The sequence below is a fragment of the Pseudomonas bananamidigenes genome (assembly GCF_001679645.1).
Classification (GTDB): Bacteria; Pseudomonadota; Gammaproteobacteria; order Pseudomonadales; family Pseudomonadaceae; genus Aquipseudomonas; species Aquipseudomonas bananamidigenes.
The window spans coordinates 22050-42259 of record NZ_LRUN01000079.1 but is presented as its reverse complement, the minus strand read 5'-3'; the positions used below and the strand labels follow the sequence as shown (position 1 = coordinate 42259).

At 57.2% G+C, this 20210-nt stretch carries 24 protein-coding genes and 1 tRNA gene; 19 read left to right on the top strand and 6 right to left on the bottom strand.

The window, feature by feature from the left end; translation table 11 throughout:
* Window positions 1-114 precede the first annotated feature (114 nt).
* From BBF94_RS23975 to BBF94_RS23945, 7 genes are read left to right on the top strand one after another with little or no spacing between them, the layout of a single operon-like run.
* Window positions 115-1080 (top strand): sugar ABC transporter substrate-binding protein, encoded by a 966-nt coding sequence (locus tag BBF94_RS23975; protein WP_065261431.1) that lies wholly within the window; start codon window positions 115-117, stop codon window positions 1078-1080.
* A 54-nt stretch (window positions 1081-1134) separates the two neighbouring features.
* Complete coding sequence (locus BBF94_RS23970) at window positions 1135-2688, top strand: sugar ABC transporter ATP-binding protein (RefSeq protein WP_065261430.1); 1554 nt, start codon at window positions 1135-1137, stop codon at window positions 2686-2688.
* The gene (locus BBF94_RS23965; RefSeq protein ID WP_065261429.1) at window positions 2685-3662 is read left to right on the top strand and encodes an ABC transporter permease; all 978 of its coding nucleotides are present in this window, start codon (window positions 2685-2687) and stop codon (window positions 3660-3662) included. Before BBF94_RS23970 ends, BBF94_RS23965 begins: the two co-directional genes overlap by 4 nt.
* A gap of 3 nt (window positions 3663-3665) precedes the next feature.
* Window positions 3666-4685, top strand: a complete 1020-nt coding sequence (locus BBF94_RS23960) for a LacI family DNA-binding transcriptional regulator (RefSeq protein WP_065261428.1) — start codon at window positions 3666-3668, stop codon at window positions 4683-4685.
* A 24-nt stretch (window positions 4686-4709) separates the two neighbouring features.
* Window positions 4710-5627: a ribokinase gene (rbsK, locus tag BBF94_RS23955; protein ID WP_065261427.1), complete on the top strand. Its 918-nt coding sequence runs from the start codon at window positions 4710-4712 to the stop codon at window positions 5625-5627.
* The gene (rbsD, locus tag BBF94_RS23950) at window positions 5624-6028 is read left to right on the top strand and encodes a D-ribose pyranase (protein WP_065261426.1); all 405 of its coding nucleotides are present in this window, start codon (window positions 5624-5626) and stop codon (window positions 6026-6028) included. Before rbsK ends, rbsD begins: the two co-directional genes overlap by 4 nt.
* 44 nt (window positions 6029-6072) lie before the next feature.
* The gene (locus tag BBF94_RS23945; protein ID WP_065261425.1) at window positions 6073-7101 is read left to right on the top strand and encodes a nucleoside hydrolase; all 1029 of its coding nucleotides are present in this window, start codon (window positions 6073-6075) and stop codon (window positions 7099-7101) included.
* 32 nt (window positions 7102-7133) lie between these two features.
* On the opposite strand, the gene BBF94_RS23940 is transcribed toward BBF94_RS23945, so the two are convergent.
* Window positions 7134-7346 (bottom strand): hypothetical protein, encoded by a 213-nt coding sequence (locus BBF94_RS23940; protein WP_065261424.1) that lies wholly within the window; start codon window positions 7344-7346, stop codon window positions 7134-7136.
* Window positions 7347-7475: 129 nt separating this feature from the next.
* Here BBF94_RS23940 and BBF94_RS23935 point away from each other — a divergent pair, with 129 nt between their 5' ends.
* Both BBF94_RS23935 and BBF94_RS23930 read left to right on the top strand, forming a co-directional pair.
* Window positions 7476-7781: a hypothetical protein gene (locus BBF94_RS23935; protein WP_065261423.1), complete on the top strand. Its 306-nt coding sequence runs from the start codon at window positions 7476-7478 to the stop codon at window positions 7779-7781.
* A 171-nt stretch (window positions 7782-7952) separates the two neighbouring features.
* Window positions 7953-8270, top strand: a complete 318-nt coding sequence (locus BBF94_RS23930) for an I78 family peptidase inhibitor (RefSeq protein ID WP_065261422.1) — start codon at window positions 7953-7955, stop codon at window positions 8268-8270.
* A gap of 57 nt (window positions 8271-8327) precedes the next feature.
* Here BBF94_RS23930 and BBF94_RS23925 read toward each other — a convergent pair whose 3' ends face one another.
* Together BBF94_RS23925 and BBF94_RS23920 are read right to left on the bottom strand one after the other, a co-directional pair.
* Window positions 8328-8540, bottom strand: coding sequence for a cold-shock protein (locus BBF94_RS23925; protein ID WP_003179963.1), 213 nt, complete (start codon window positions 8538-8540; stop codon window positions 8328-8330).
* Between the two features lie 291 nt (window positions 8541-8831).
* On the bottom strand, window positions 8832-9131 hold the full coding sequence (locus tag BBF94_RS23920) for a hypothetical protein (RefSeq protein ID WP_065261421.1): 300 nt from the start codon (window positions 9129-9131) through the stop codon (window positions 8832-8834).
* 367 nt (window positions 9132-9498) lie between these two features.
* On the opposite strand from BBF94_RS23920, the gene thrS reads away from it, so the two are divergent.
* From thrS to BBF94_RS23870, 10 genes are all read left to right on the top strand, one after another.
* Window positions 9499-11421: a threonine--tRNA ligase gene (thrS, locus tag BBF94_RS23915; protein WP_065261420.1), complete on the top strand. Its 1923-nt coding sequence runs from the start codon at window positions 9499-9501 to the stop codon at window positions 11419-11421.
* Window positions 11421-11972, top strand: coding sequence for a translation initiation factor IF-3 (infC, locus tag BBF94_RS23910; protein ID WP_170929631.1), 552 nt, complete (start codon window positions 11421-11423; stop codon window positions 11970-11972). The genes thrS and infC overlap by 1 nt, the downstream gene beginning before the upstream one ends.
* Window positions 11973-12032: 60 nt before the next feature.
* Window positions 12033-12227 (top strand): 50S ribosomal protein L35, encoded by a 195-nt coding sequence (rpmI, locus tag BBF94_RS23905; protein WP_002553160.1) that lies wholly within the window; start codon window positions 12033-12035, stop codon window positions 12225-12227.
* 30 nt (window positions 12228-12257) lie between these two features.
* Window positions 12258-12614, top strand: a complete 357-nt coding sequence (rplT, locus tag BBF94_RS23900; protein WP_002553161.1) for a 50S ribosomal protein L20 — start codon at window positions 12258-12260, stop codon at window positions 12612-12614.
* A gap of 109 nt (window positions 12615-12723) precedes the next feature.
* A complete protein-coding gene (gene pheS / locus BBF94_RS23895) occupies window positions 12724-13740 on the top strand; it encodes a phenylalanine--tRNA ligase subunit alpha (RefSeq protein WP_065261418.1) in 1017 nt (338 codons plus the stop codon).
* A gap of 26 nt (window positions 13741-13766) precedes the next feature.
* Window positions 13767-16145: a phenylalanine--tRNA ligase subunit beta gene (pheT, locus tag BBF94_RS23890; protein ID WP_065261417.1), complete on the top strand. Its 2379-nt coding sequence runs from the start codon at window positions 13767-13769 to the stop codon at window positions 16143-16145.
* 3 nt (window positions 16146-16148) lie between these two features.
* Window positions 16149-16451: an integration host factor subunit alpha gene (ihfA, locus tag BBF94_RS23885; RefSeq protein ID WP_002553164.1), complete on the top strand. Its 303-nt coding sequence runs from the start codon at window positions 16149-16151 to the stop codon at window positions 16449-16451.
* A complete protein-coding gene (locus tag BBF94_RS23880) occupies window positions 16432-16788 on the top strand; it encodes a MerR family transcriptional regulator (RefSeq protein WP_003179985.1) in 357 nt (118 codons plus the stop codon). The genes ihfA and BBF94_RS23880 overlap by 20 nt, the downstream gene beginning before the upstream one ends.
* 89 nt (window positions 16789-16877) lie before the next feature.
* A tRNA-Pro gene (locus BBF94_RS23875) sits at window positions 16878-16954 on the top strand.
* A 195-nt stretch (window positions 16955-17149) separates the two neighbouring features.
* Window positions 17150-17479, top strand: coding sequence for a hypothetical protein (locus tag BBF94_RS23870; protein ID WP_065261416.1), 330 nt, complete (start codon window positions 17150-17152; stop codon window positions 17477-17479).
* Window positions 17480-17535: 56 nt separating this feature from the next.
* On the opposite strand, the gene BBF94_RS23865 is transcribed toward BBF94_RS23870, so the two are convergent.
* From BBF94_RS23865 to BBF94_RS23855, 3 genes are all read right to left on the bottom strand, one after another.
* Window positions 17536-17949: a VOC family protein gene (locus BBF94_RS23865; RefSeq protein WP_065261415.1), complete on the bottom strand. Its 414-nt coding sequence runs from the start codon at window positions 17947-17949 to the stop codon at window positions 17536-17538.
* A 151-nt stretch (window positions 17950-18100) separates the two neighbouring features.
* Window positions 18101-19045 (bottom strand): alpha/beta hydrolase, encoded by a 945-nt coding sequence (locus tag BBF94_RS23860; RefSeq protein WP_065261414.1) that lies wholly within the window; start codon window positions 19043-19045, stop codon window positions 18101-18103.
* A gap of 111 nt (window positions 19046-19156) precedes the next feature.
* Window positions 19157-20155 carry an NAD(P)H-quinone oxidoreductase gene (locus BBF94_RS23855; RefSeq protein WP_065261413.1) on the bottom strand — a complete coding sequence of 333 codons (999 nt, stop codon included), beginning with the start codon at window positions 20153-20155 and terminating at the stop codon, window positions 19157-19159.
* Window positions 20156-20210 lie beyond the last annotated feature (55 nt).

Here is a 20210-nt window from a genome sequence, read left to right as displayed (position 1 = left end):
CGCTCTACGCAAACGTTTGCGCGGCAGTTTCAGGACAGTGTTGTCTGGAAATGCCGACGAAGCTTACGCCAGCGCAAGCGTTGCTCACAATAATCATAAGATCGGAGTGAACCCATGAAGCTGCCATTCGCTGGACGTCTTCTCGCTGTCGCCATGCTGGCTGCCGCATCTGCCGCATCTGCCGCACTGCCTGTCTCTTCGGCTTTCGCCGAGTCTCCGGAAAAACCCAAGGTCGCACTGGTCATGAAATCCCTGGCCAACGAGTTCTTCCTCACCATGGAAGACGGCGCCAAGGCTTATCAGAAAGAACACTCCGCCGATTTCGACCTGATCTCCAACGGTATCAAGGATGAAACCGATACTGCCGGTCAGACCCGCATCGTCGAGCAGATGATTCTGGCGAAAGTCAATGCGCTGGTCATCGCGCCGTCCGACTCCAAGGCCATGGTGCCGGTGATCAAGAAAGCCGTCGATGCCGGCATCACGGTGATCAACATCGACAATCAGCTCGATCCTGCGGTCATCAAGAGCAAAAACATCAGCGTACCTTTCGTGGGGCCGGACAACCGCAAGGGTGCACGTCTGGTAGGCGAATACCTGGCCAGGCAGCTGAAGGCCGGTGACGAAGTCGGCATCATCGAAGGCGTCTCGACGACGACCAATGCCCAACAGCGTACGGCAGGCTTCAAGGACGCGATGGAAGCTGCACAGATCAAAGTGGTGTCGCTGCAGTCCGGCGATTGGGAAATCGACAAGGGCAACAAGGTAGCTGCATCGATCCTCAGCGAGTACCCGGATGTAAAGGCATTGCTGGCTGGTAACGACAGTATGGCTGTCGGTGCCGTATCCGCTGTGCGTGCTGCGGGTAAGGCCGGGCAGGTGCAGGTGGTGGGTTACGACAACATCAATGCGATCAAGCCAATGCTCAAGGACGGTCGTGTTCTGGCGACTGCCGACCAGTTCGCTGCCAAACAGGCCGTATTCGGTATCGAGACTGCATTGAAGATTCTCAAAGGCGAGAAAGTCGACAGCGGTGCCAATGGCGTGATCGAAACGCCGGTCGAGCTGGTTACCAAGTAGTCCTTCGCGACGCAATGGCGCTCGCCCGTCCGGGCGGGCGCACGGAGAGTTTTTATGTCAGTTTCCGCCCCGAACGCTGTCCTCACGGTCAGCGGTATCGGCAAGACCTACGCGCAACCGGTACTCACCGGTATCGACCTGACGCTGATGCGCGGTGAAGTGCTGGCGCTGACCGGCGAGAACGGCGCCGGTAAAAGTACCCTGTCGAAGATCATCGGTGGTCTGGTGACACCGACTGCCGGGCAGATGCAGTTCCAGGGCAAGGACTATCGTCCGGGCAGTCGTACCCAGGCTGAAGAGCTTGGCGTGCGCATGGTCATGCAAGAACTCAATCTGCTGCCAACCCTTTCGGTGGCGGAGAACCTGTTTCTCGACAACCTGCCGAGCAACGGCGGCTGGATCAGTCGCAAGCAGCTGCGCAAGGCTGCAATCGAAGCCATGGCTCAGGTCGGCCTGGATGCCATCGATCCGGATACGCTGGTCGGCGAGCTGGGTATCGGGCACCAGCAAATGGTCGAGATCGCACGCAACCTGATCGGTGATTGCCATGTGCTGATTCTCGACGAACCGACGGCAATGCTCACGGCTCGCGAAGTCGAAATGCTTTTCGAGCAGATCACCCGGTTACAGGCCCGTGGTGTTGCGATCATCTATATCTCCCACCGTCTCGAAGAGCTGGCGCGAGTCGCGCAGCGAATTGCCGTGCTGCGTGACGGCAATCTGGTGTGTATCGAGCCGATGGCCAATTACAACAGCGAGCAGCTGGTTACGTTGATGGTCGGTCGCGAGCTTGGCGAACATATGGATATGGGGCCGCGCAACATTGGCGCTCCCGCGCTGACAGTCAAGGGGCTGAGTCGCTCGGACAAGGTCCGTGATGTGTCCTTCGAAGTGCGTGCCGGTGAGATCTTCGGCATATCCGGATTGATCGGAGCAGGACGCACCGAGTTGCTGCGTCTGATCTTTGGTGCGGATCCTGCCGACAGCGGCAGCGTCGCTCTCGGTTCGCCAGCTCGAGCAGTAAGCATTCGCTCGCCGGTCGATGCAGTGCGCAATGGTATCGCCTTGATCACTGAAGACCGCAAGGGTGAGGGGCTGCTGTTGAGTCAGTCGATCAGCGCCAATATCGCCTTGGGCAACATGCCGGAAATTTCCAGTGGTGGCTTCGTCAACCAGGGCGATGAAATCTCTCTGGCAAAGCGGCAGATCGAGGCCATGCGCATCCGCAGTTCGAGCCCGACACAGCTGGTGTCCGAACTGTCCGGCGGCAACCAGCAGAAAGTGGTGATCGGCCGCTGGCTGGAGCGTGACTGTTCGGTACTGTTGTTCGATGAGCCGACCCGTGGCATCGACGTGGGGGCCAAGTTCGACATTTATAACCTGCTTGGCGAACTGACCCGGCAGGGCAAGGCGCTGGTCGTGGTGTCCAGCGACCTGCGTGAATTGATGTTGATCTGCGACCGTATCGGCGTGCTGTCGGCGGGGCGCCTGATCGATACCTTCGAGCGTGACAGCTGGACACAGGACGACTTGCTTGCCGCGGCATTCGCCGGCTACCAAAAACGTGATGCGCTGCTCAACGAAGCAGCGCCTAGGGACCTCCCATGAAAACTGCATCTTCTGCCGGCAAACGTAGTGGCAATTTCTATGGTCTGGGCACTTATCTGGGCCTGGCCGGCGCCTTGCTGGCGATGGTTGCGCTGTTCTCGGTCATGAGCAGCCACTTTCTGTCGTACAACACCTTCAGTACCCTGGCCAATCAGATTCCCGACCTGATGGTGCTGGCGGTGGGCATGACCTTCGTCCTGATCATCGGTGGTATCGATCTGTCGGTGGGGTCGGTGCTTGCGCTCGCGGCTTCCACAGTCAGCGTGGCAATACTTGGCTGGGGTTGGAGCGTCTTGCCATCAGCGTTGCTTGGCATGGCCGTGGCCGCTTTGGCGGGGACTGTTACGGGTTCGATCACGGTCGCCTGGAGAATCCCGTCATTCATCGTCTCGCTCGGTGTGCTCGAGATGGCCCGTGGCCTGGCGTATCAAATGACAGGCTCGCGAACGGCCTACATCGGTGATTCCTTTGCCTGGCTGTCCAATCCGATCGCATTCGGCATTTCACCTTCGTTCATCATCGCCTTGCTGGTTATCTTCATCGCTCAGGCCGTGCTGACCCGTACCGTGTTCGGTCGCTACCTGATCGGTATCGGTACCAACGAAGAAGCAGTGCGACTCGCAGGCATCAACCCCAAGCCTTACAAGATTCTGGTGTTCAGTCTGATGGGCTTGCTGGCCGGTATCGCGGCGCTGTTCCAGATTTCCCGTCTGGAGGCGGCCGATCCAAACGCCGGTTCAGGCCTTGAACTGCAAGTCATCGCGGCTGTGGTAATCGGTGGCACCAGCCTGATGGGGGGGCGTGGTTCGGTCATCAGCACCTTTTTTGGTGTGCTGATCATTTCAGTGCTGGCGGCAGGTCTGGCGCAGATTGGCGCGACGGAGCCGACAAAGCGCATCATCACCGGCGCGGTCATCGTCATCGCTGTGGTGCTCGATACGTATCGCAGCCACCGCGCAAGCCGGCGGGGTTGAGAGATGGCGACGATCAAGGATGTGGCGGCACTCGCGGGAATTTCCTACACGACGGTTTCCCATGTCGTGAACAATACTCGGCCAGTGAGCCAGGAAGTACGACTGAAAGTCGAGGCGGCGATCAAGAGTCTCGACTACGTACCGAGTGCTGTGGCGCGTTCGCTTAAGGCCAAAACAACTGCCACGATCGGCTTGCTGGTGCCCAACAGTCTCAATCCGTACTTCGCCGAGCTGGCACGGGGGATCGAGGATTACTGCGAGCGTAATGGCTACTGCGTGATTCTCTGCAACTCCGACGATAATCCGGACAAGCAGCGCAGCTACTTGCGGGTTCTGCTGGAAAAACGCATCGATGGTCTGATTGTCGCTTCCGCGGGAGGTGACAGCGGCCTGGTGCAGGGGCTGGCCGGAGTAAAAACGCCGATGGTCATCGTCGACCGCGGACTGGAAGGTGTGGACGCCGATCTCGTGCGGATCGACCATGAATATGGTGCCTACCTGGCTACAAGACACTTGCTTGAGCTCGGCCACCGCGACATCGCGACCATCGGCGGCCCGGCAGGCACCAGTGTTGCGCAGATGCGTCAGGCCGGATTTCGCCGCGCCTTGAAGGAAGCGGGTTTAGAGGTGTCACCGGCGCGTGTGCTGGAAAGCGATTTCACCAGCACTGGCGGTTACAACGCAGCGGCGGTGCTGCTGGAGAGCAACCCTCCGAGCGCCATCTTCGCCGGCAACGACATGATCGGCATCGGCGTATTGCGCGCTGCCGCCGAACGAAATGTTCGCGTGCCGAGCGAGCTGTCGGTGATCGGCTTCGACGATATCCAGATGAGTCGCTACGTGTATCCGGCACTGACCACTGTCGGCCAGTCGATCCTGCAACTGGGCGAAATGGCGGCGGAAGTACTGTTGCGCAGAATCGCTGCCCCTGATCTGGCGACCGATCAGCGCATTGTGACCCCCAGCATTGTCTTGCGAGAATCGACTGCACCGCTGGTTGGCGTGTTCACCGAGTATCGCTGAAAACGAATTGATGAGTAGTGATGTATGCCCGCAAATGTAGTGGTAATAGGCAGCCTCAACATGGACCTGGTCACCCGGGCGCCACGCTTGCCCCGGGGCGGCGAAACACTGATCGGCCATTCGTTCGCCACCGTGTCGGGTGGCAAAGGTGCAAACCAGGCGGTGGCCGCCGCCCGACTGGGCGCGCAGGTATCGATGGTCGGTTGTGTCGGCGATGACGACTATGGCGTGCAATTGCGCGAGGCATTGCTGGCCGAGCGGATCAACTGCCAGGCGGTCAGTGTGGTCGAAAATTCCAGTGGGGTGGCGTTGATCGTGGTCGATGACAATAGTCAGAACGCGATCGTCATCGTCGCCGGGGCCAACGGCTCCATGACTCCGGCAGTGATCGACCGATTCGACGCAGTATTGCAGGCTGCGGATGTCATCATCTGTCAGCTGGAAATTCCGGACGCCACTGTCGGACATGCGCTCAAGCGCGGTCGCGAGCTGGGCAAGACTGTCATCCTGAACCCGGCCCCGGCCAGTCGACCGCTGCCGGCGGACTGGTTTGCCTCCATTGACTATCTGATTCCCAATGAAAGCGAAGCCGCAGCCCTCAGCGGTCTGCCGGTAGACTCGCTGGAGAGCGCCGAAAAAGCCGCATCCCGATTGATTTCCATGGGCGCAGGCAAAGTGATCGTCACCCTCGGTGCTCTGGGCTCATTGTTTGCCGACGGCAATCGTTATCAGCATTTTCCCGCACCCAAAGTAAAAGCCGTTGATACCACGGCTGCCGGGGATACTTTCGTCGGTGGTTTTGCGGCTGCGCTGGCGTCGGGCAAAACCGAAATCGAGGCTATCCGTTTTGGTCAGATTGCTGCAGCGCTTTCGGTTACCCGGGAGGGTGCCCAGCCGTCCATTCCCTCTACCTCTGACGTACAGGCATTCAAAGCTCCATGAAAAAGACTCCTCTGCTCAACGTCGCGCTGTCACGGCTGATCGCCTCCCTTGGTCATGGCGACATGGTCGTGATCGGTGATGCTGGGTTACCTGTTCCACCCGGTGTCGAACTGATCGATCTCGCGCTGACCCATGGTGTCCCCGATTTCATCAGTACATTGAAAGTCGTGCTTAGCGAAATGCAGGTAGAGAGTCATGTGCTCGCCCAGGAAATCCTCGACAAGCGACCCACTGCGCTCTCCGCGCTGGATACGTTGAATGGCGAAGGCTCCCTGGGACGGCGCGAAATGCTCAGCCACGAACAATTCAAGGTTCTCAGCCGGCAGGCGCGAGCGGTCGTCAGGACCGGTGAATGTCAGCCGTACTGCAATATCGTGCTGGTGGCCGGGGTTACGTTTTAACGGGTCCAGGACCCATTCACTTTCATCAGCACAAGGAATGCGCCATGCACCGCTATGCTCAAAAAATGCATCAACTGATCCGGAGTCTGCTGCTTTTGTCCCTGATAACCGTGACCGGCGCGCAGGCGGCGGAAAAGATCGACCTGATCATCGACACCGACCCGGGGGCCGATGATGTCGTGGCTCTACTGTTTGCGCTGGCCTCGCCAGAAGAACTGAACATTCGCGCGCTGACCACCGTGGCAGGCAATGTGCGTCTCGACAAGACCTCCCGCAATGCTCGGCTGGCCCGTGAATGGGCAGGGCGCGAAGACGTTCCGGTCTATGCTGGCGCGCCAAAGCCCCTGATGCGCACGCCGATCTACGCCGAGAATATCCATGGCAAGGAAGGCCTGTCAGGCGTCGCCGTGCATGAGCCGAAAAAGGGACTGGCTGAAGGTAACGCGGTCAACTACCTGATCGATACGCTGAAAAAAGCCAGGCCGCACAGCATCACGATTGCCATGCTCGGCCCGCAAACCAATCTGGCGCTGGCACTGATTCAGGAGCCTGAGATCGTTCAGGGCATCAAGGAAGTGGTAATCATGGGTGGCGCCCACTTCAACGGCGGCAACATCACGCCGGTGGCCGAGTTCAACCTGTTTGCCGATCCGCAGGCGGCCGAGGTCGTGCTCAAGAGCGGAGTCAAGCTGACCTACCTGCCGCTGGACGTCACTCACAAGGTGCTCACCAGCGATGCGCGACTGAAGCAGATCGCGGCGCTGAACAACAATGCGAGCAAAATTGTCGGCGATATCCTCAACGAGTACATCAAGGGTGACATGGAACATTACGGCATCCCGGGTGGCCCGGTGCATGACGCCACGGTCATCGCCTATCTGCTCAAACCGGAACTGTTTACCGGTCGTTCGGTGAACGTAGTGGTCGACAGTCGCGAAGGTCCGACATTCGGGCAAACGATTGTCGACTGGTATGACGGCCTCAAGGCGCCCAAAAATGCCTTTTGGGTAGAAAACGGCGATGCTCAGGGCTTCTTCGATCTGTTGACCGAGCGTCTGAAGCGTTTGAAATAAGTGTTATGCCCGCAGGTATCAGCCTGCGGGCCTTATTCATTTCCTGAGTCCGGCGTGCCTTTGAAGTCGTCCGGATATTTCTCGAACAGCTGGGCGATGAATGATTGCGCAGCTTGTGTCCCAAGCGCCTTGACCAGCAGGTCGATGCTGATCAGAGCCAATTCCTCAGGGCTTCCCGGGCTGTACGAACTATGCCCTTGTGGCCAGTGAGCCTTTATATCGGCGGAGATGTTTACGGTCGTCATGAGGCGCTCGAAAGTTTGCTGGATCGAAGACTTGAGTTAACCACTTTGCCCGAGGCTTGGCACTGCGACTTAGGCATGAGCCCGGGGCTATGCGACACTTGGTCGTCTTTAAAAAACAGGTGCCGAGTCGTGCAGATCGATTTGAACTCTCCCGATGGCCTGACGCTTGAGTCGGTGCGCCAGTTATTGGCTTCGGTCAGTGATGATGAACACACTCAACTGCGCGTGACCAGGAACGGTATTGCCTATATCTCGAGCGGGATCACGGGCGGCCAGGAAATCGATGGACTGGCATTTCGCCTGGAAACCTGGGCAAAGGGTTCGGGTTATGTGGGCAATGTCGCAGCCAGTGACGAAGTCTGGGTCATGCAGATTTTCAATGCCCTGAAGGACAATTGGCCGAACCCTCCGCTCGACTACATCGACATCTACTGAAGTGTCGTTAATATTCGGTGACGATTGTATGAGCATGCATAGTGCGATCTTCAGGCAGACTCAACGTTTTTTTTCGGGTCGTGGGGCAGGGTGGTAGCACTCGATTTGAAACCAAATACCGTATTGGCGGTCGCACGATTTCAGCTTAACCATTTGAAAGAAGGAGGCTTCATGCCTTTGAAGTTCGCGTCTCTGGGTGCACTTATGGCCGTTGCCATGTTGGCCGGTTGCAGCACAACCTCCAGCGAGTCGGCAAAGGATCCTGTGGCGGCCGAAACCGGTCATGGCCGTTGTGAAGCAAAGGCAGCGGAATTTGCCATCGGTAAAAAGGCTTCGCCGGAGCTGCTGGAGCAAGCCCGGGCAAAGTCCGGCTCGCAAAATGCCCGTTTTCTCAAGCCGACGGACATGATTACACTCGAGTACCGCTCCGATCGCTTGAATCTGAACACCGACAATAATCTGGTAGTCGTCAGCACCAGCTGCGGTTGATCGGCAGGCATAAAAAACCCCGTCACATGGACGGGGTTTTTTTAGTGCGCCGGGAAATTACTCTGGGCGAACTTGTGCAGCTTGCATACCCTTTTGGCCTTTCTCAGCCACGAAGGAAACGGTCTGGCCTTCTTTCAGGCTTTTGAAACCGTCGGATTCGATAGCTTTGAAGTGTACGAACAGGTCGTCACCGCCACCTTGAGGAGTGATGAAGCCGAAGCCTTTTTCATCGTTGAACCATTTAACGGTGCCGGTTTGGCGATTAGACATGGTGTATCTCCAAGAAACATATATTTTCAGTAGTACTGTGCTGCTCAGGCCAACTGGGCACACCCGGGTATCATAGTCGAAATGTTCGCTTTGGTAGCCCCCCGGACGTGCTGTTTGCTTTCATATTGCAGACGCTTCGACAGTTTGAATGTCTGTAACCCCCGGTTTCAGAGGCTTTCAGCCAAACCGGAGGGGTGTAAAAAAAGCTATAAAACCTGCATAAAATATCGATTTCAGGGGCATTCTCGCTGATTCGCACCTGTCGAATGCCAGTAAATCCTCTCGTCAGGACTATTTCTGCACCCGGCAAACCGAGATTTCTTTCAGTGCGCGCTGACCCAGTTCACCGCTCGGCGGTGTGTTTTTGTCCATCAACTGAGAAATTTCCTGCGTGGTGAATTTCTTTTCCAGGACATCCGCACCACAGGTGCAGTGTTGTTTGGCCACCGTCGGGTTGACGCTTTGGCTGGCCGCTTTGGTGCAGTCGTTCATGTATTGCTCTTTGACGCCTTTCGGCCAGGCGGCCTGCGCGCTCAGAGGCAACAGCAGAACCAAAGGGATGGCTGCGGCGAATAGGGTGTTGAGACGCATGCGAGGATGCTCCTTGTGGGTCGATGTCTTTGTATCTGATGGCTGAGGGGGCAATCAAGTTCATCACTCTGGCACAAAACAGACGATTTGCCTGCTGATACAACCAGTGTGCATGTATGACCGTTCATCTGTGCTAGCATGGCCGACTCGAGCGTTTGCAGGCTGCGGGTCTTCAGTCCTGGCAGTGGCAGCGTACGAATCTCAGATTTGAATCCCAGTCACTCTGGTTCGGTTTTCCGGTTGGCCGCAAGGCTCCTGCCGCTGTAAGGCAGGCGTTCGTCATTGAATGGCCTGGATCGGATCTTGTACTGGCTCATCCCAACCCACGTGACCTTTGGTAGGGGTCACCACTAGGAGAGGAGGCGCCATGCCAACTATTACTCTTCCCGACGGCAGTCAACGTTCATTCGATCACCCGGTTTCCGTAGCCGAGGTCGCCGCATCCATTGGTGCAGGCCTGGCCAAGGCTACTCTGGCCGGCAAGGTGAACGGCAAGCTGGTCGACGCCAGCGACATCATCGACAGCGACGCAACGCTGCAAATCATCACGCCAAAGGATGAAGAGGGGCTGGAAATCATTCGCCACTCTTGCGCTCACCTGGTTGGCCATGCGGTCAAGCAGTTGTACCCGACGGCCAAAATGGTCATCGGTCCGGTCATTGATGAAGGCTTCTATTACGACATCGCCTTCGAACGTCCTTTCACTCCGGAAGACATGGCCGCCATCGAACAGCGCATGCAGCAGCTGATCGATACCGAATACGACGTCATCAAGAAAGTCACTCCGCGTGCCGAAGTGATCGAAGTGTTCAAGGCTCGCGGCGAAGACTACAAGCTGCGTTTGGTCGAGGACATGCCGAACGAGCAGGCCATGGGTCTGTACTATCACGAAGAGTATGTCGACATGTGCCGTGGCCCGCACGTGCCGAACACTCGTTTCCTGAAGTCCTTCAAGCTGACCAAGCTCTCCGGTGCCTACTGGCGCGGTGATGCCAAGAACGAGCAATTGCAGCGCGTTTACGGCACTGCGTGGGCCGACAAAAAGCAACTGGCGGCTTATATCCAGCGTATCGAAGAGGCTGAAAAGCGCGATCACCGCAAGATCGGCAAGCGCCTGGGCCTGTTCCACACTCAGGAAGAAGCCCCGGGCATGGTGTTCTGGCACCCGAATGGCTGGACTCTGTATCAAGTGCTTGAGCAATACATGCGCAAGGTGCAGCGTGACAACGGCTACCTCGAGATCAAGACGCCGCAAGTTGTTGATCGCAGCCTGTGGGAAAAGTCCGGGCACTGGGCCAACTACGCCGACAACATGTTCACCACCGAGTCGGAAAGCCGCGACTACGCGATCAAGCCGATGAACTGCCCTTGTCACGTACAAGTGTTCAATCAGGGTCTGAAGAGCTACCGCGAGCTGCCGATGCGTCTGGCCGAATTCGGTGCCTGCCACCGTAACGAGCCGTCGGGTGCACTGCACGGAATCATGCGTGTGCGTGCATTCACCCAGGATGACGCCCACATTTTCTGCACCGAAGAGCAGATGCAAGCCGAATCCGCCGCGTTCATCAAGCTGACCATGGATGTTTACCGCGACTTCGGCTTCACCGACGTCGAGATGAAGCTGTCCACTCGTCCGGAAAAGCGCGTCGGTTCCGACGAGCTGTGGGATCGCGCCGAAGCAGCTTTGGCTGCAGCCCTTGATAGCGCGGGCCTTCCCTACGATCTGCAGCCGGGCGAGGGTGCTTTCTATGGTCCGAAAATCGAATTCTCGTTGAAGGATTGCCTCGGTCGCGTGTGGCAATGTGGTACTTTGCAGCTCGATTTCAACCTGCCAGTGCGTCTTGGTGCCGAATACGTCTCCGAAGACAACAGCCGCAAGCATCCGGTCATGTTGCACCGTGCGATCCTCGGCTCGTTCGAGCGTTTCGTCGGGATTCTGATCGAGCACTACGAAGGTGCATTCCCCGCGTGGCTGGCGCCGACCCAGGCAGTGATCATGAATATCACTGATAAACAGGCAGATTTTGTTGCTCAGGTCGAAAAAACTCTCAACGAAAGCGGGTTTCGTGCCAAGTCTGACTTGAGAAATGAAAAGATCGGCTTTAAAATCCGCGAGCATACTTTGCTCAAGGTTCCATATCTCCTGGTTATTGGGGATAAGGAAGTCGAGATGCAGACTGTCGCTGTGCGTACTCGTGAAGGTGCTGACCTGGGCTCGATGCCCGTCGCCCAGTTCGCTGAGTTTCTCGCGCAAGCGGTTTCCCGGCGTGGTCGCCCAGATTCGGAGTAATTATTATTAAGCGTGAAATGAGACAGGATAAACGAACTGCACCGAAAGCCCCGATCAACGAGAATATCTCGGCACGCGAGGTTCGGTTAATTGGCGCTGACGGCGAGCAGATTGGCATCGTCTCGATTGATGAAGCGCTTCGTATCGCTGAAGAAGCAAAGCTTGATCTGGTAGAAATCTCTGCAGACGCAGTCCCACCGGTTTGCCGTGTGATGGACTACGGCAAATCGATCTTCGAAAAGAAGAAGCAGATTGCTGCGGCGAAGAAAAATCAGAAGCAGATTCAGGTAAAAGAAATCAAGTTTCGTCCAGGGACGGAGGAAGGGGATTACCAGGTAAAACTGCGCAACCTGGTACGTTTCCTGAGTGACGGGGACAGGGCCAAGGTATCCTTGCGATTCCGCGGCCGTGAGATGGCCCACCAGGAGCTGGGGATGGAACTCCTCAAGCGGGTTGAACAAGACCTGCTCGAGTACGGTTCGGTCGAACAGCATCCTAAGATGGAAGGACGCCAGCTGATCATGGTCATCGCCCCGAAAAAGAAGAAGTAATCAACAGGGCACGGCAGGCCTTCTGATTATGTTTATCAACTGAATGCGGAGTATCCGAACATGCCAAAGATGAAAACCAAAAGTGGTGCCGCCAAGCGGTTTCTGAAAACTGCTAACGGTATCAAGCACAAGCACGCTTTCAAGAGCCACATCCTGACCAAAATGTCGACCAAGCGTAAGCGTCAACTGCGCGGTAGCAGCTTGCTGCATCCGTCTGACGTGGCAAAAGTCGAGCGCATGCTGCGCCTTCGTTAATTTTTGGATCAAGAATAGAGGAAGTAACTCATGGCTCGTGTAAAGCGTGGCGTCATTGCCCGTAAACGTCACAAAAAAATTCTGAAACTTGCTAAAGGCTACTACGGCGCACGCTCCCGCGTATTCCGTGTTGCCAAGCAAGCGGTAATCAAGGCAGGCCAATACGCCTACCGTGACCGTCGTCAGAAAAAACGTCAGTTCCGCGCTCTGTGGATCGCTCGTATCAACGCTGGTGCTCGTGTTAACGGTCTGTCCTACAGCCGTTTCATCGCCGGCCTGAAAAAAGCCTCCATCGAGATCGACCGTAAGGTTCTGGCTGATCTGGCAGTGAACGAAAAAGCGGCGTTTGCTGCGATTGTCGAGAAAGCTAAAGCCACCTTGGCTTAAGTACCCCCGACAGTCACCCGGCCTCATCTCTGTGGGGCCAGGTGTTAAACGTCATAAATAGGGGAAGAGCCTTCAAGCTCTTCCCCTATTTTGTATCTGGAGTCTGTACATGGAAAACCTGGATGCGCTGGTCTCTCAAGCACTAGAGGCTGTGCAAAGCGCAGAAGATATCAATGCCCTGGAGCAAATCCGGGTTCAATACCTTGGCAAAAAGGGTGAATTGACTCAGGTGATGAAGACCCTGGGGAATTTGCCGGCAGAGGAGCGTCCGCAAGTCGGCGCCCTGATCAACGTTGCCAAGGAACGTGTAACAGGCGTTCTCAATGCGCGCATGGCTCTGTTTGAAGAAGCCGAACTGGCTGCCAAACTGTCTGCCGAATCCATTGACGTGACGTTGCCGGGCCGCGGTCAGACCTCCGGTGGTCTGCATCCGGTTACCCGGACTCTGGAACGAGTCGAGCAGTTCTTCACCCGAATCGGCTACGGCATTGCCGAAGGCCCTGAGGTTGAAGACGATTACCACAACTTCGAAGCGCTCAACATCCCAGGCCATCACCCGGCCCGGTCGATGCATGACACCTTCTATTTCAACGCGAACATGCTGTTGCGCACCCATACCTCACCGGTACAGGTCCGCACCATGGAGTCGAAAAAGCCGCCGATCCGCATCGTCTGCCCAGGCCGCGTTTACCGTAGCGACTCCGATATCACCCATTCGCCGATGTTCCACCAGGTCGAAGGCCTGCTGGTTGATCGCGATATCAATTTTGCCGATCTCAAGGGCACGATCGAAGAATTCCTGCGGGTGTTCTTCGAAAAGGAACTGGCGGTACGCTTCCGTCCTTCGTATTTTCCGTTCACCGAGCCGTCCGCTGAAGTCGATATGGAATGCGTGATGTGCAGCGGTAAAGGCTGTCGCGTCTGCAAACAGACAGGCTGGCTGGAAGTGATGGGCTGCGGCATGGTTCACCCGAACGTACTGCGCATGTCCGGGATCGATCCGGAAGAGTTCTCGGGCTTCGCCTTTGGCATGGGTGTCGAACGTCTGGCCATGCTCCGTTACGGCGTGAACGACTTGCGTCTGTTCTTCGACAACGACTTGCGGTTCCTCGCGCAATTTCGCTAGTCGTAACGAATTCTTAGGAGAGCAGGATGAAATTCAGTGAACAATGGCTGCGCGGCTGGGTCAGCCCGCAGGTAGGTCGCGACGAGCTGGTTGCTCGTCTGTCGATGGCAGGTCTGGAGGTCGATAGCGTGACCCCGGCCGCCGGTGTATTCAGCGGCGTGGTGGTGGGCGAAGTGCTGAGCACCGAGCAACACCCGGATGCCGACAAGCTGCGCGTATGCCAGGTCAGCAATGGTGTGGAAACGTTCCAGGTCGTGTGCGGTGCGCCAAACGTGCGTCCGGGCCTGAAGATTCCGTTCGCCATGATCGGTGCCGAGCTGCCGGGCGACTTCAAGATCAAGAAGGCCAAGCTGCGTGGCGTCGAGTCCAACGGCATGTTGTGCTCGCAAGCCGAATTGCAGGTCGGTGAAGGCAATGACGGTCTTATGGAGCTGCCGGTCGATGCGCCGGTAGGCGAAGATTTCCGTGTTTATCTGGATCTGGAAGATGCCAGCATCGAGGTCGACCTGACCCCGAACCGCGGCGACTGCCTGTCCCTGGCCGGTCTGGCGCGTGAAGTGGGGGCGTTGTACGACGCTCCAGTCGCTCGTCCAGTGGTGATGACTGTTCCCGCAGTGCACGACGAAGTGCGTTCGGTTGAAGTCCTTGCTCCTGCCGCCTGCCCGCGTTACCTGGGCCGCGTCATTCGTAATGTTGATCTGTCGAAGCCGACGCCGCTGTGGATGGTTGAGCGCCTGCGTCGCGCCGAAGTCCGCAGCATTGACGCCGCCGTCGACATCACCAACTACGTGATGCTCGAGCTGGGCCAGCCGCTGCACGCTTTCGATCTCTCCGAAATCAACGGCGGCATTCGTGTGCGCATGGCGGAAGAGGGCGAGAAGCTGGTCCTGCTCGATGGACAGGAAGTCAGCTTGCGCAGCGATACGCTGGTGATTGCTGATCATACTCGTGCCCTGGCCATTGCCGGTGTTATGGGTGGCGAGCACAGCGGCGTGTCCGCAACCACTCGTGACGTGTTCCTCGAAAGTGCGTTTTTCGACCAGATCGCTGTGGCGGGCAAGGCTCGCTCCTACGGTCTGCACACTGATGCCTCGCACCGCTACGAGCGTGGCGTGGACTGGCAACTGGCCCGGGAAGCCATGGAGCGCGCCACTGGCCTGCTGCTGGAAATCACCGGTGGCGAAGCCGGTCCGATCATTGAAACCGTCAGCGAGCAGCACTTGCCGTCGATCGCACCGATCACGCTGCGTGCTCAGCGCATCACTCAAATGCTCGGCATGGAAATGGATTCGGCCGAAGTCGAGCGACTGCTCAACGCTTTGGGGCTGAAGGTTTCTGCCGATGGAGCAGGGCAGTGGCGCGTGGAAGTGCCAAGCCATCGCTTCGATATCAGCCTGGAAGTCGATCTGATCGAAGAGCTGGCACGTCTGTATGGTTACAACCGCCTGCCGGTTCGTTACCCGCAAGCTCGTCTGGCACCGCAAGCCAAGGCCGAAGCGCGCAGCGATCTGCCAGAGCTGCGTCGTCTGCTGGTCGCTCGTGGTTACCAGGAAGCGATTACCTACAGCTTCATCGATCCGAAGCAATTCGAGCTGTTCAATCCAGGTGTAGAACCGCTGCTGTTGGCGAATCCCATCTCCAATGACATGGCCGCCATGCGTTCGTCGCTGTGGCCGGGTCTGGTCAAGGCGCTGCAGCACAACCTCAACCGTCAGCAGGATCGTGTCCGTCTGTTCGAGAGCGGTCTGCGCTTCGTCGGTCAGCTGGAAGGTCTCAAGCAAGAGCCGATGCTGGCAGGTGTTGTCTGCGGCAGCCGTCTGCCGGAAGGCTGGGCGCAAGGTCGCGAAACCGTTGACTTCTTCGACGTGAAGGCGGATGTGGAAGCTGTTCTGGGCTTCGCCGGTGCGCTGGAGTCGTTCACTTTCGCTCCAGGCAAGCATCCGGCGCTGCATCCGGGTCAAACCGCGCGCATCGAACGTGAAGGGCGTGAAGTCGGCTTTATCGGTGCAATTCACCCTGAACTGGCAAAATCCCTCGGTCTCGACCGTCCGGTCTTTGTTTTCGAGCTGGTTCTGGCTGAAGTGGCGTTGGGTAAAATGCCTGAATTCCACGAGTTGTCGCGCTTTCCTGAAGTGCGTCGTGACCTTGCACTGATTGCCCACAAAGACGTTGCGGCCTCGGCTGTACTGAGTGTAATCCGTGAAAATGCAGGCGAATGGCTCACGGATCTCAGGCTGTTTGACGTATATCAGGGTAAAGGCATTGATCCTGATAGAAAAAGCCTTGCAGTCGGCTTGACCTGGCAGCATCCATCGCGCACTCTTAATGACGATGAGGTGAATTCGACGACGCAAAATATCCTCACCTCGCTCGAACAAAGGTTGAACGCCACGTTAAGGAAGTGACGTATGGGGGCTTTGACGAAAGCTGAGATGGCGGAACGTCTGTATGAAGAGCTGGGCCTGAACAAGCGGGAAGCCAAGGAACTGGTCGAACTGTTTTTCGAGGAAATCAGGCACGCTCTTGAAGACAACGAGCAGGTCAAATTGTCGGGTTTCGGCAATTTCGACCTTCGGGACAAACGCCAGCGGCCTGGCCGCAACCCGAAAACGGGGGAAGAAATCCCGATCACGGCTCGCCGTGTGGTCACCTTTCGTCCAGGGCAGAAGTTGAAGGCCCGAGTTGAGGCTTATGCTGGAACCAAGTCATAACGACGAACTACCCGTCATCCCGGGCAAACGCTACTTCACCATTGGTGAAGTCAGCGAACTGTGTGCGGTAAAACCACACGTGTTGCGTTACTGGGAGCAGGAGTTTCCTCAGCTCAACCCCGTCAAACGCCGCGGAAACCGCCGGTATTATCAGCGCCAGGACGTGCTGATGATCCGGCAGATCCGGGCGCTCCTTTACGATCAGGGGTTCACCATTGGCGGCGCACGTCTGCGGTTGTCCGGAGATGAAGCCAAAGATGACACAACCCAATACAAACAAATGATCCGCCAGATGATCGCTGAGCTCGAAGATGTTCTGGTGGTTCTCAAGAAATAATTTCCTGCTTTTAAATACTTCCAGTTTTCAAAAGCTTGCGATATATTCTTGAGCGTTCTTCGACATGAAGGACAGAGTCAACGCCTAGTCGGGGCGTAGCGCAGTCCGGTAGCGCACTAGCATGGGGTGCTAGGGGTCGAGTGTTCGAATCACTCCGTCCCGACCATATAATTCAATGACTTAGCCCAACTTTAGCGAGTTGGGCTTTTTCATGCCCAGGGACTTTTGCGGAGGATCATCCCGTTTTCCTCTGGTTGATAATTGAAGTCAGCACCCAAGGCCAACAGGCGGCAAACTGCTGGCCCCCGATTGTGTTCGATACCGGCAAACTCGCCTTTTTTCAAAAGGTTAGGTTGACCATATGCGGACGATTGTCATCACTGTTGCAGTGATTTCCCTGGCCCTGGTCGCGCTGGACACCCAAGCGAGAGAGCTGAGCAAGAGCCATCGTTTTGCTTGTACCTGGGGTTCGGACATCGCGGCTGGCGCGCAGCAATCGAAGCTGTCGGGGATTTCCCTTTATGGCGCCCGAAAGCGCTTGCAGGTACGCAAGTTTCAACAGCCGTGGATGCGGATGACGGCGATGGGGATCACAGAGCAGACCTACAACAGCACTTCTCGGCTCAAGCCCTCCGCAGTCAAGCAAACATACTATGAGCAATGCGTGAGACATGAACTGGCTCAGCGATAAGCACAGGCCCAACCTGATGAAGGTTGGGCTTTTTCATGCCTCGCGCAAATGTGGCGCTACTTGTCGCTTTCGCAATTGACCATCCACGCGACACCAAACTTGTCCACCAGCATGCCGAAGCGTGCGGCCCAGAAGGTGGCTTCCAGCGGCATGTCCACTCGTCCGTCTTTGGCCAGGGCGTTGAAGACCCTTTCGGCTTCGGCGATGGTTTCGACGTTCAGGGAAATCGAACAACCGCTCATGCCCTGGGTCGGGCGGTCGGGTGTGGTGTCTGAAGCCATGAGCATCTGATCGCCGACCTTCAGGCAGGTATGAATGATCAGATTGTGATGTTCTTTCGGTACATGCTCGGCCGCAGGTGTTTCGCCGAAAGTCATCATTGCCTCGAGTTTGCCTTGCAGGCATTGCTCGTAGAACGTGAAGGCCGCACGGCAATCGCCGTTGAAGATCAGGTATGGGTTGATTTTCATGTTTGTGCTCCCGGGCAGGTTGTGAAACGTGGCGCGGCCGGGTGTGCCGAAGCCACGTGAAGGATTGACCTCATCCAGCAAAGCGTCAGATAGAAGAATTACCAGCGGATGCAGCCATATTTTTCTTCGGGATGACCGATGGTCTCTACTTTCAGGAGTCGCCCGGGCTGCTGGGCAGCGTTGCTCTTGCCACGTGCCCGTCAGGCCTTGTCTGCATCAAGGTGTCTATGGCTTTGCGATAGTTTTGCCCGCCCAGTGCCATGCTGTTGTTGTGTGTTCCGCCGGGAACAAGCAGCAGTTTTTTGGGTTGTCTGGCGGCGGCGAACAGTTGCTCGCTGAAACGCGATGGGACAAATGTATCGGCCAGGCCATGCACCACCAGCAACGGCATATGGATGTCAGCGATCTTGTCGATGGAATCGAATTTCTGCGACAGCAACCAGCGAACGGGAAGGGAGGTATCGGCTACGGCGGCGGCAACGTCGGCCAATGATGTAAAGGTGGATTCAATGATCAGACCACGGACGGGCAGGCGCATGTGGTTGCCGGCCGCATCCCGGCCCAGTTCGGCGGCCAGATCGATGGCGACCGCACCACCGAGGGAGTGCCCGTAGATCAGGCGCTTGTCCGGGTCGGGCTGTAACAGCTGAAAGCGCTCCCAGGCCACCCGGGCATCTTCATAGACGGTGCTTTCCGAAGGCAGGTCGCCACGGCTTTGTCCAAAACCGCGATAATCGATGGCCAGTACCGAATACCCCGCTGCACGCAATTGTTCGATGCGGAACAGTTGCCCGGTCAGGTTCCAGCGCACGCCGTGCAGGTAGAGGATGGCTGGCGCATTGGCTCGCTCCGCCGGCCACCACCAGGCGTGAATGTTTTGTCCGGCCTTGAAGGTTTTGGGTTGCAGGTCGAGTTCCTGAACGGTATTGGGTAATCCGTGATACCAGCCCGCCGTACCCGGTTCGATGCGAAACAGCAGCTTGCGTTCGGTGTGCTCCAGTACGGCGCAACTGGCTGGCAGGCCGATGATCAGGGCGGCCATGCACGCGAACGCCAGGCGGCGGCGTCGAAGCCCGGTCATGAAGGCGAGAAACATTAAACGGTTCACCAGAGCACGGACAAAGAAGCTTTTTACCAGAAGCACCTATCCCCGCGTGACAATTTCGATCGTCGCCCGCCTGCAATCATTACAAAACGATGCTGTGGCTCAGGCCACGTTCAACACGATCTTGCCGATGTGGTCACCCATCTCCATGTGCGCGTGAGCCTGAGCGGCGTCGAGAAGCGGGTAGACCTTGTCGATCATCGGCAGGCAACGCCCGGCCGCCAGTACCGGCCAGACGTGTTCACGCAACTGTGCGGCAATGTCGGCTTTTTCCGCGCTTGTGCGAGCGCGCAATAAAGAGCCTGTGACCACGGCACGTTTACCGAGAATGCTCAGCAGATCGACATCGTTGGCACGGGCGCCGCCGAGAAAACCAAGCATGACCAGGCGTCCATCCATCGCCAACGCCTTGAGGTTGGGATTCAGATACGAGCCGCCCATGATGTCGAGGATCACATTGACGCCCTGGCCGTTGGTTTGTTCGGCGATCACGGCCGCGAAATCCTGCTCGCGATAGTTGATCGGCTTACCGCCCAATTCACGGATGGCCTCACATTTGTCGGGGCTGCCTGCGGTGGCGAAAGCTTCGATGCCGAACTCGCGGCACAGCATCAGCGCGGTGGTGCCGATGCCGCTGGTGCCTCCGTGGATCAAGACACGTTTTCCACGGCTGGCAGCACCAAGACCGAACAGGTTGGCCCACACGGTGAAAAAGGTTTCAGGAATGGCCGCCGCCTGAATCCAGCCCAGCCCGCCGGGGATCGGCAGAGCCTGGCCAGCCGGGACTGTGCAGTACTCGGCGTAACCTCCGCCATTGGTCAGCGCGCAGACCCGATCACCCACCGCGAACATGCTGACACCGTTGCCAATCGCCACAACCTCGCCGGCCACTTCAAGGCCCGGAATCGGATTCATGCCAGGCTTCATCGGGTACTTGCCGGCGCGTTGCAGGGCATCGGGGCGATTGATGCCGGCGGCGTGTACGCGGATCAGTATTTCACCTTGTGCGGCGATCGGCAGCGGGACGCGTCGGGATTGCAGAACCTCGGGCCCGCCCGGTTCGGTGATTTCGATTCGGGTCATTTCAGTGGGCAACGTCATTTTCGAGTCCTCATAAAACAAATGATCAGTAGATGGGAGCGCAGTCAGGGTCAAA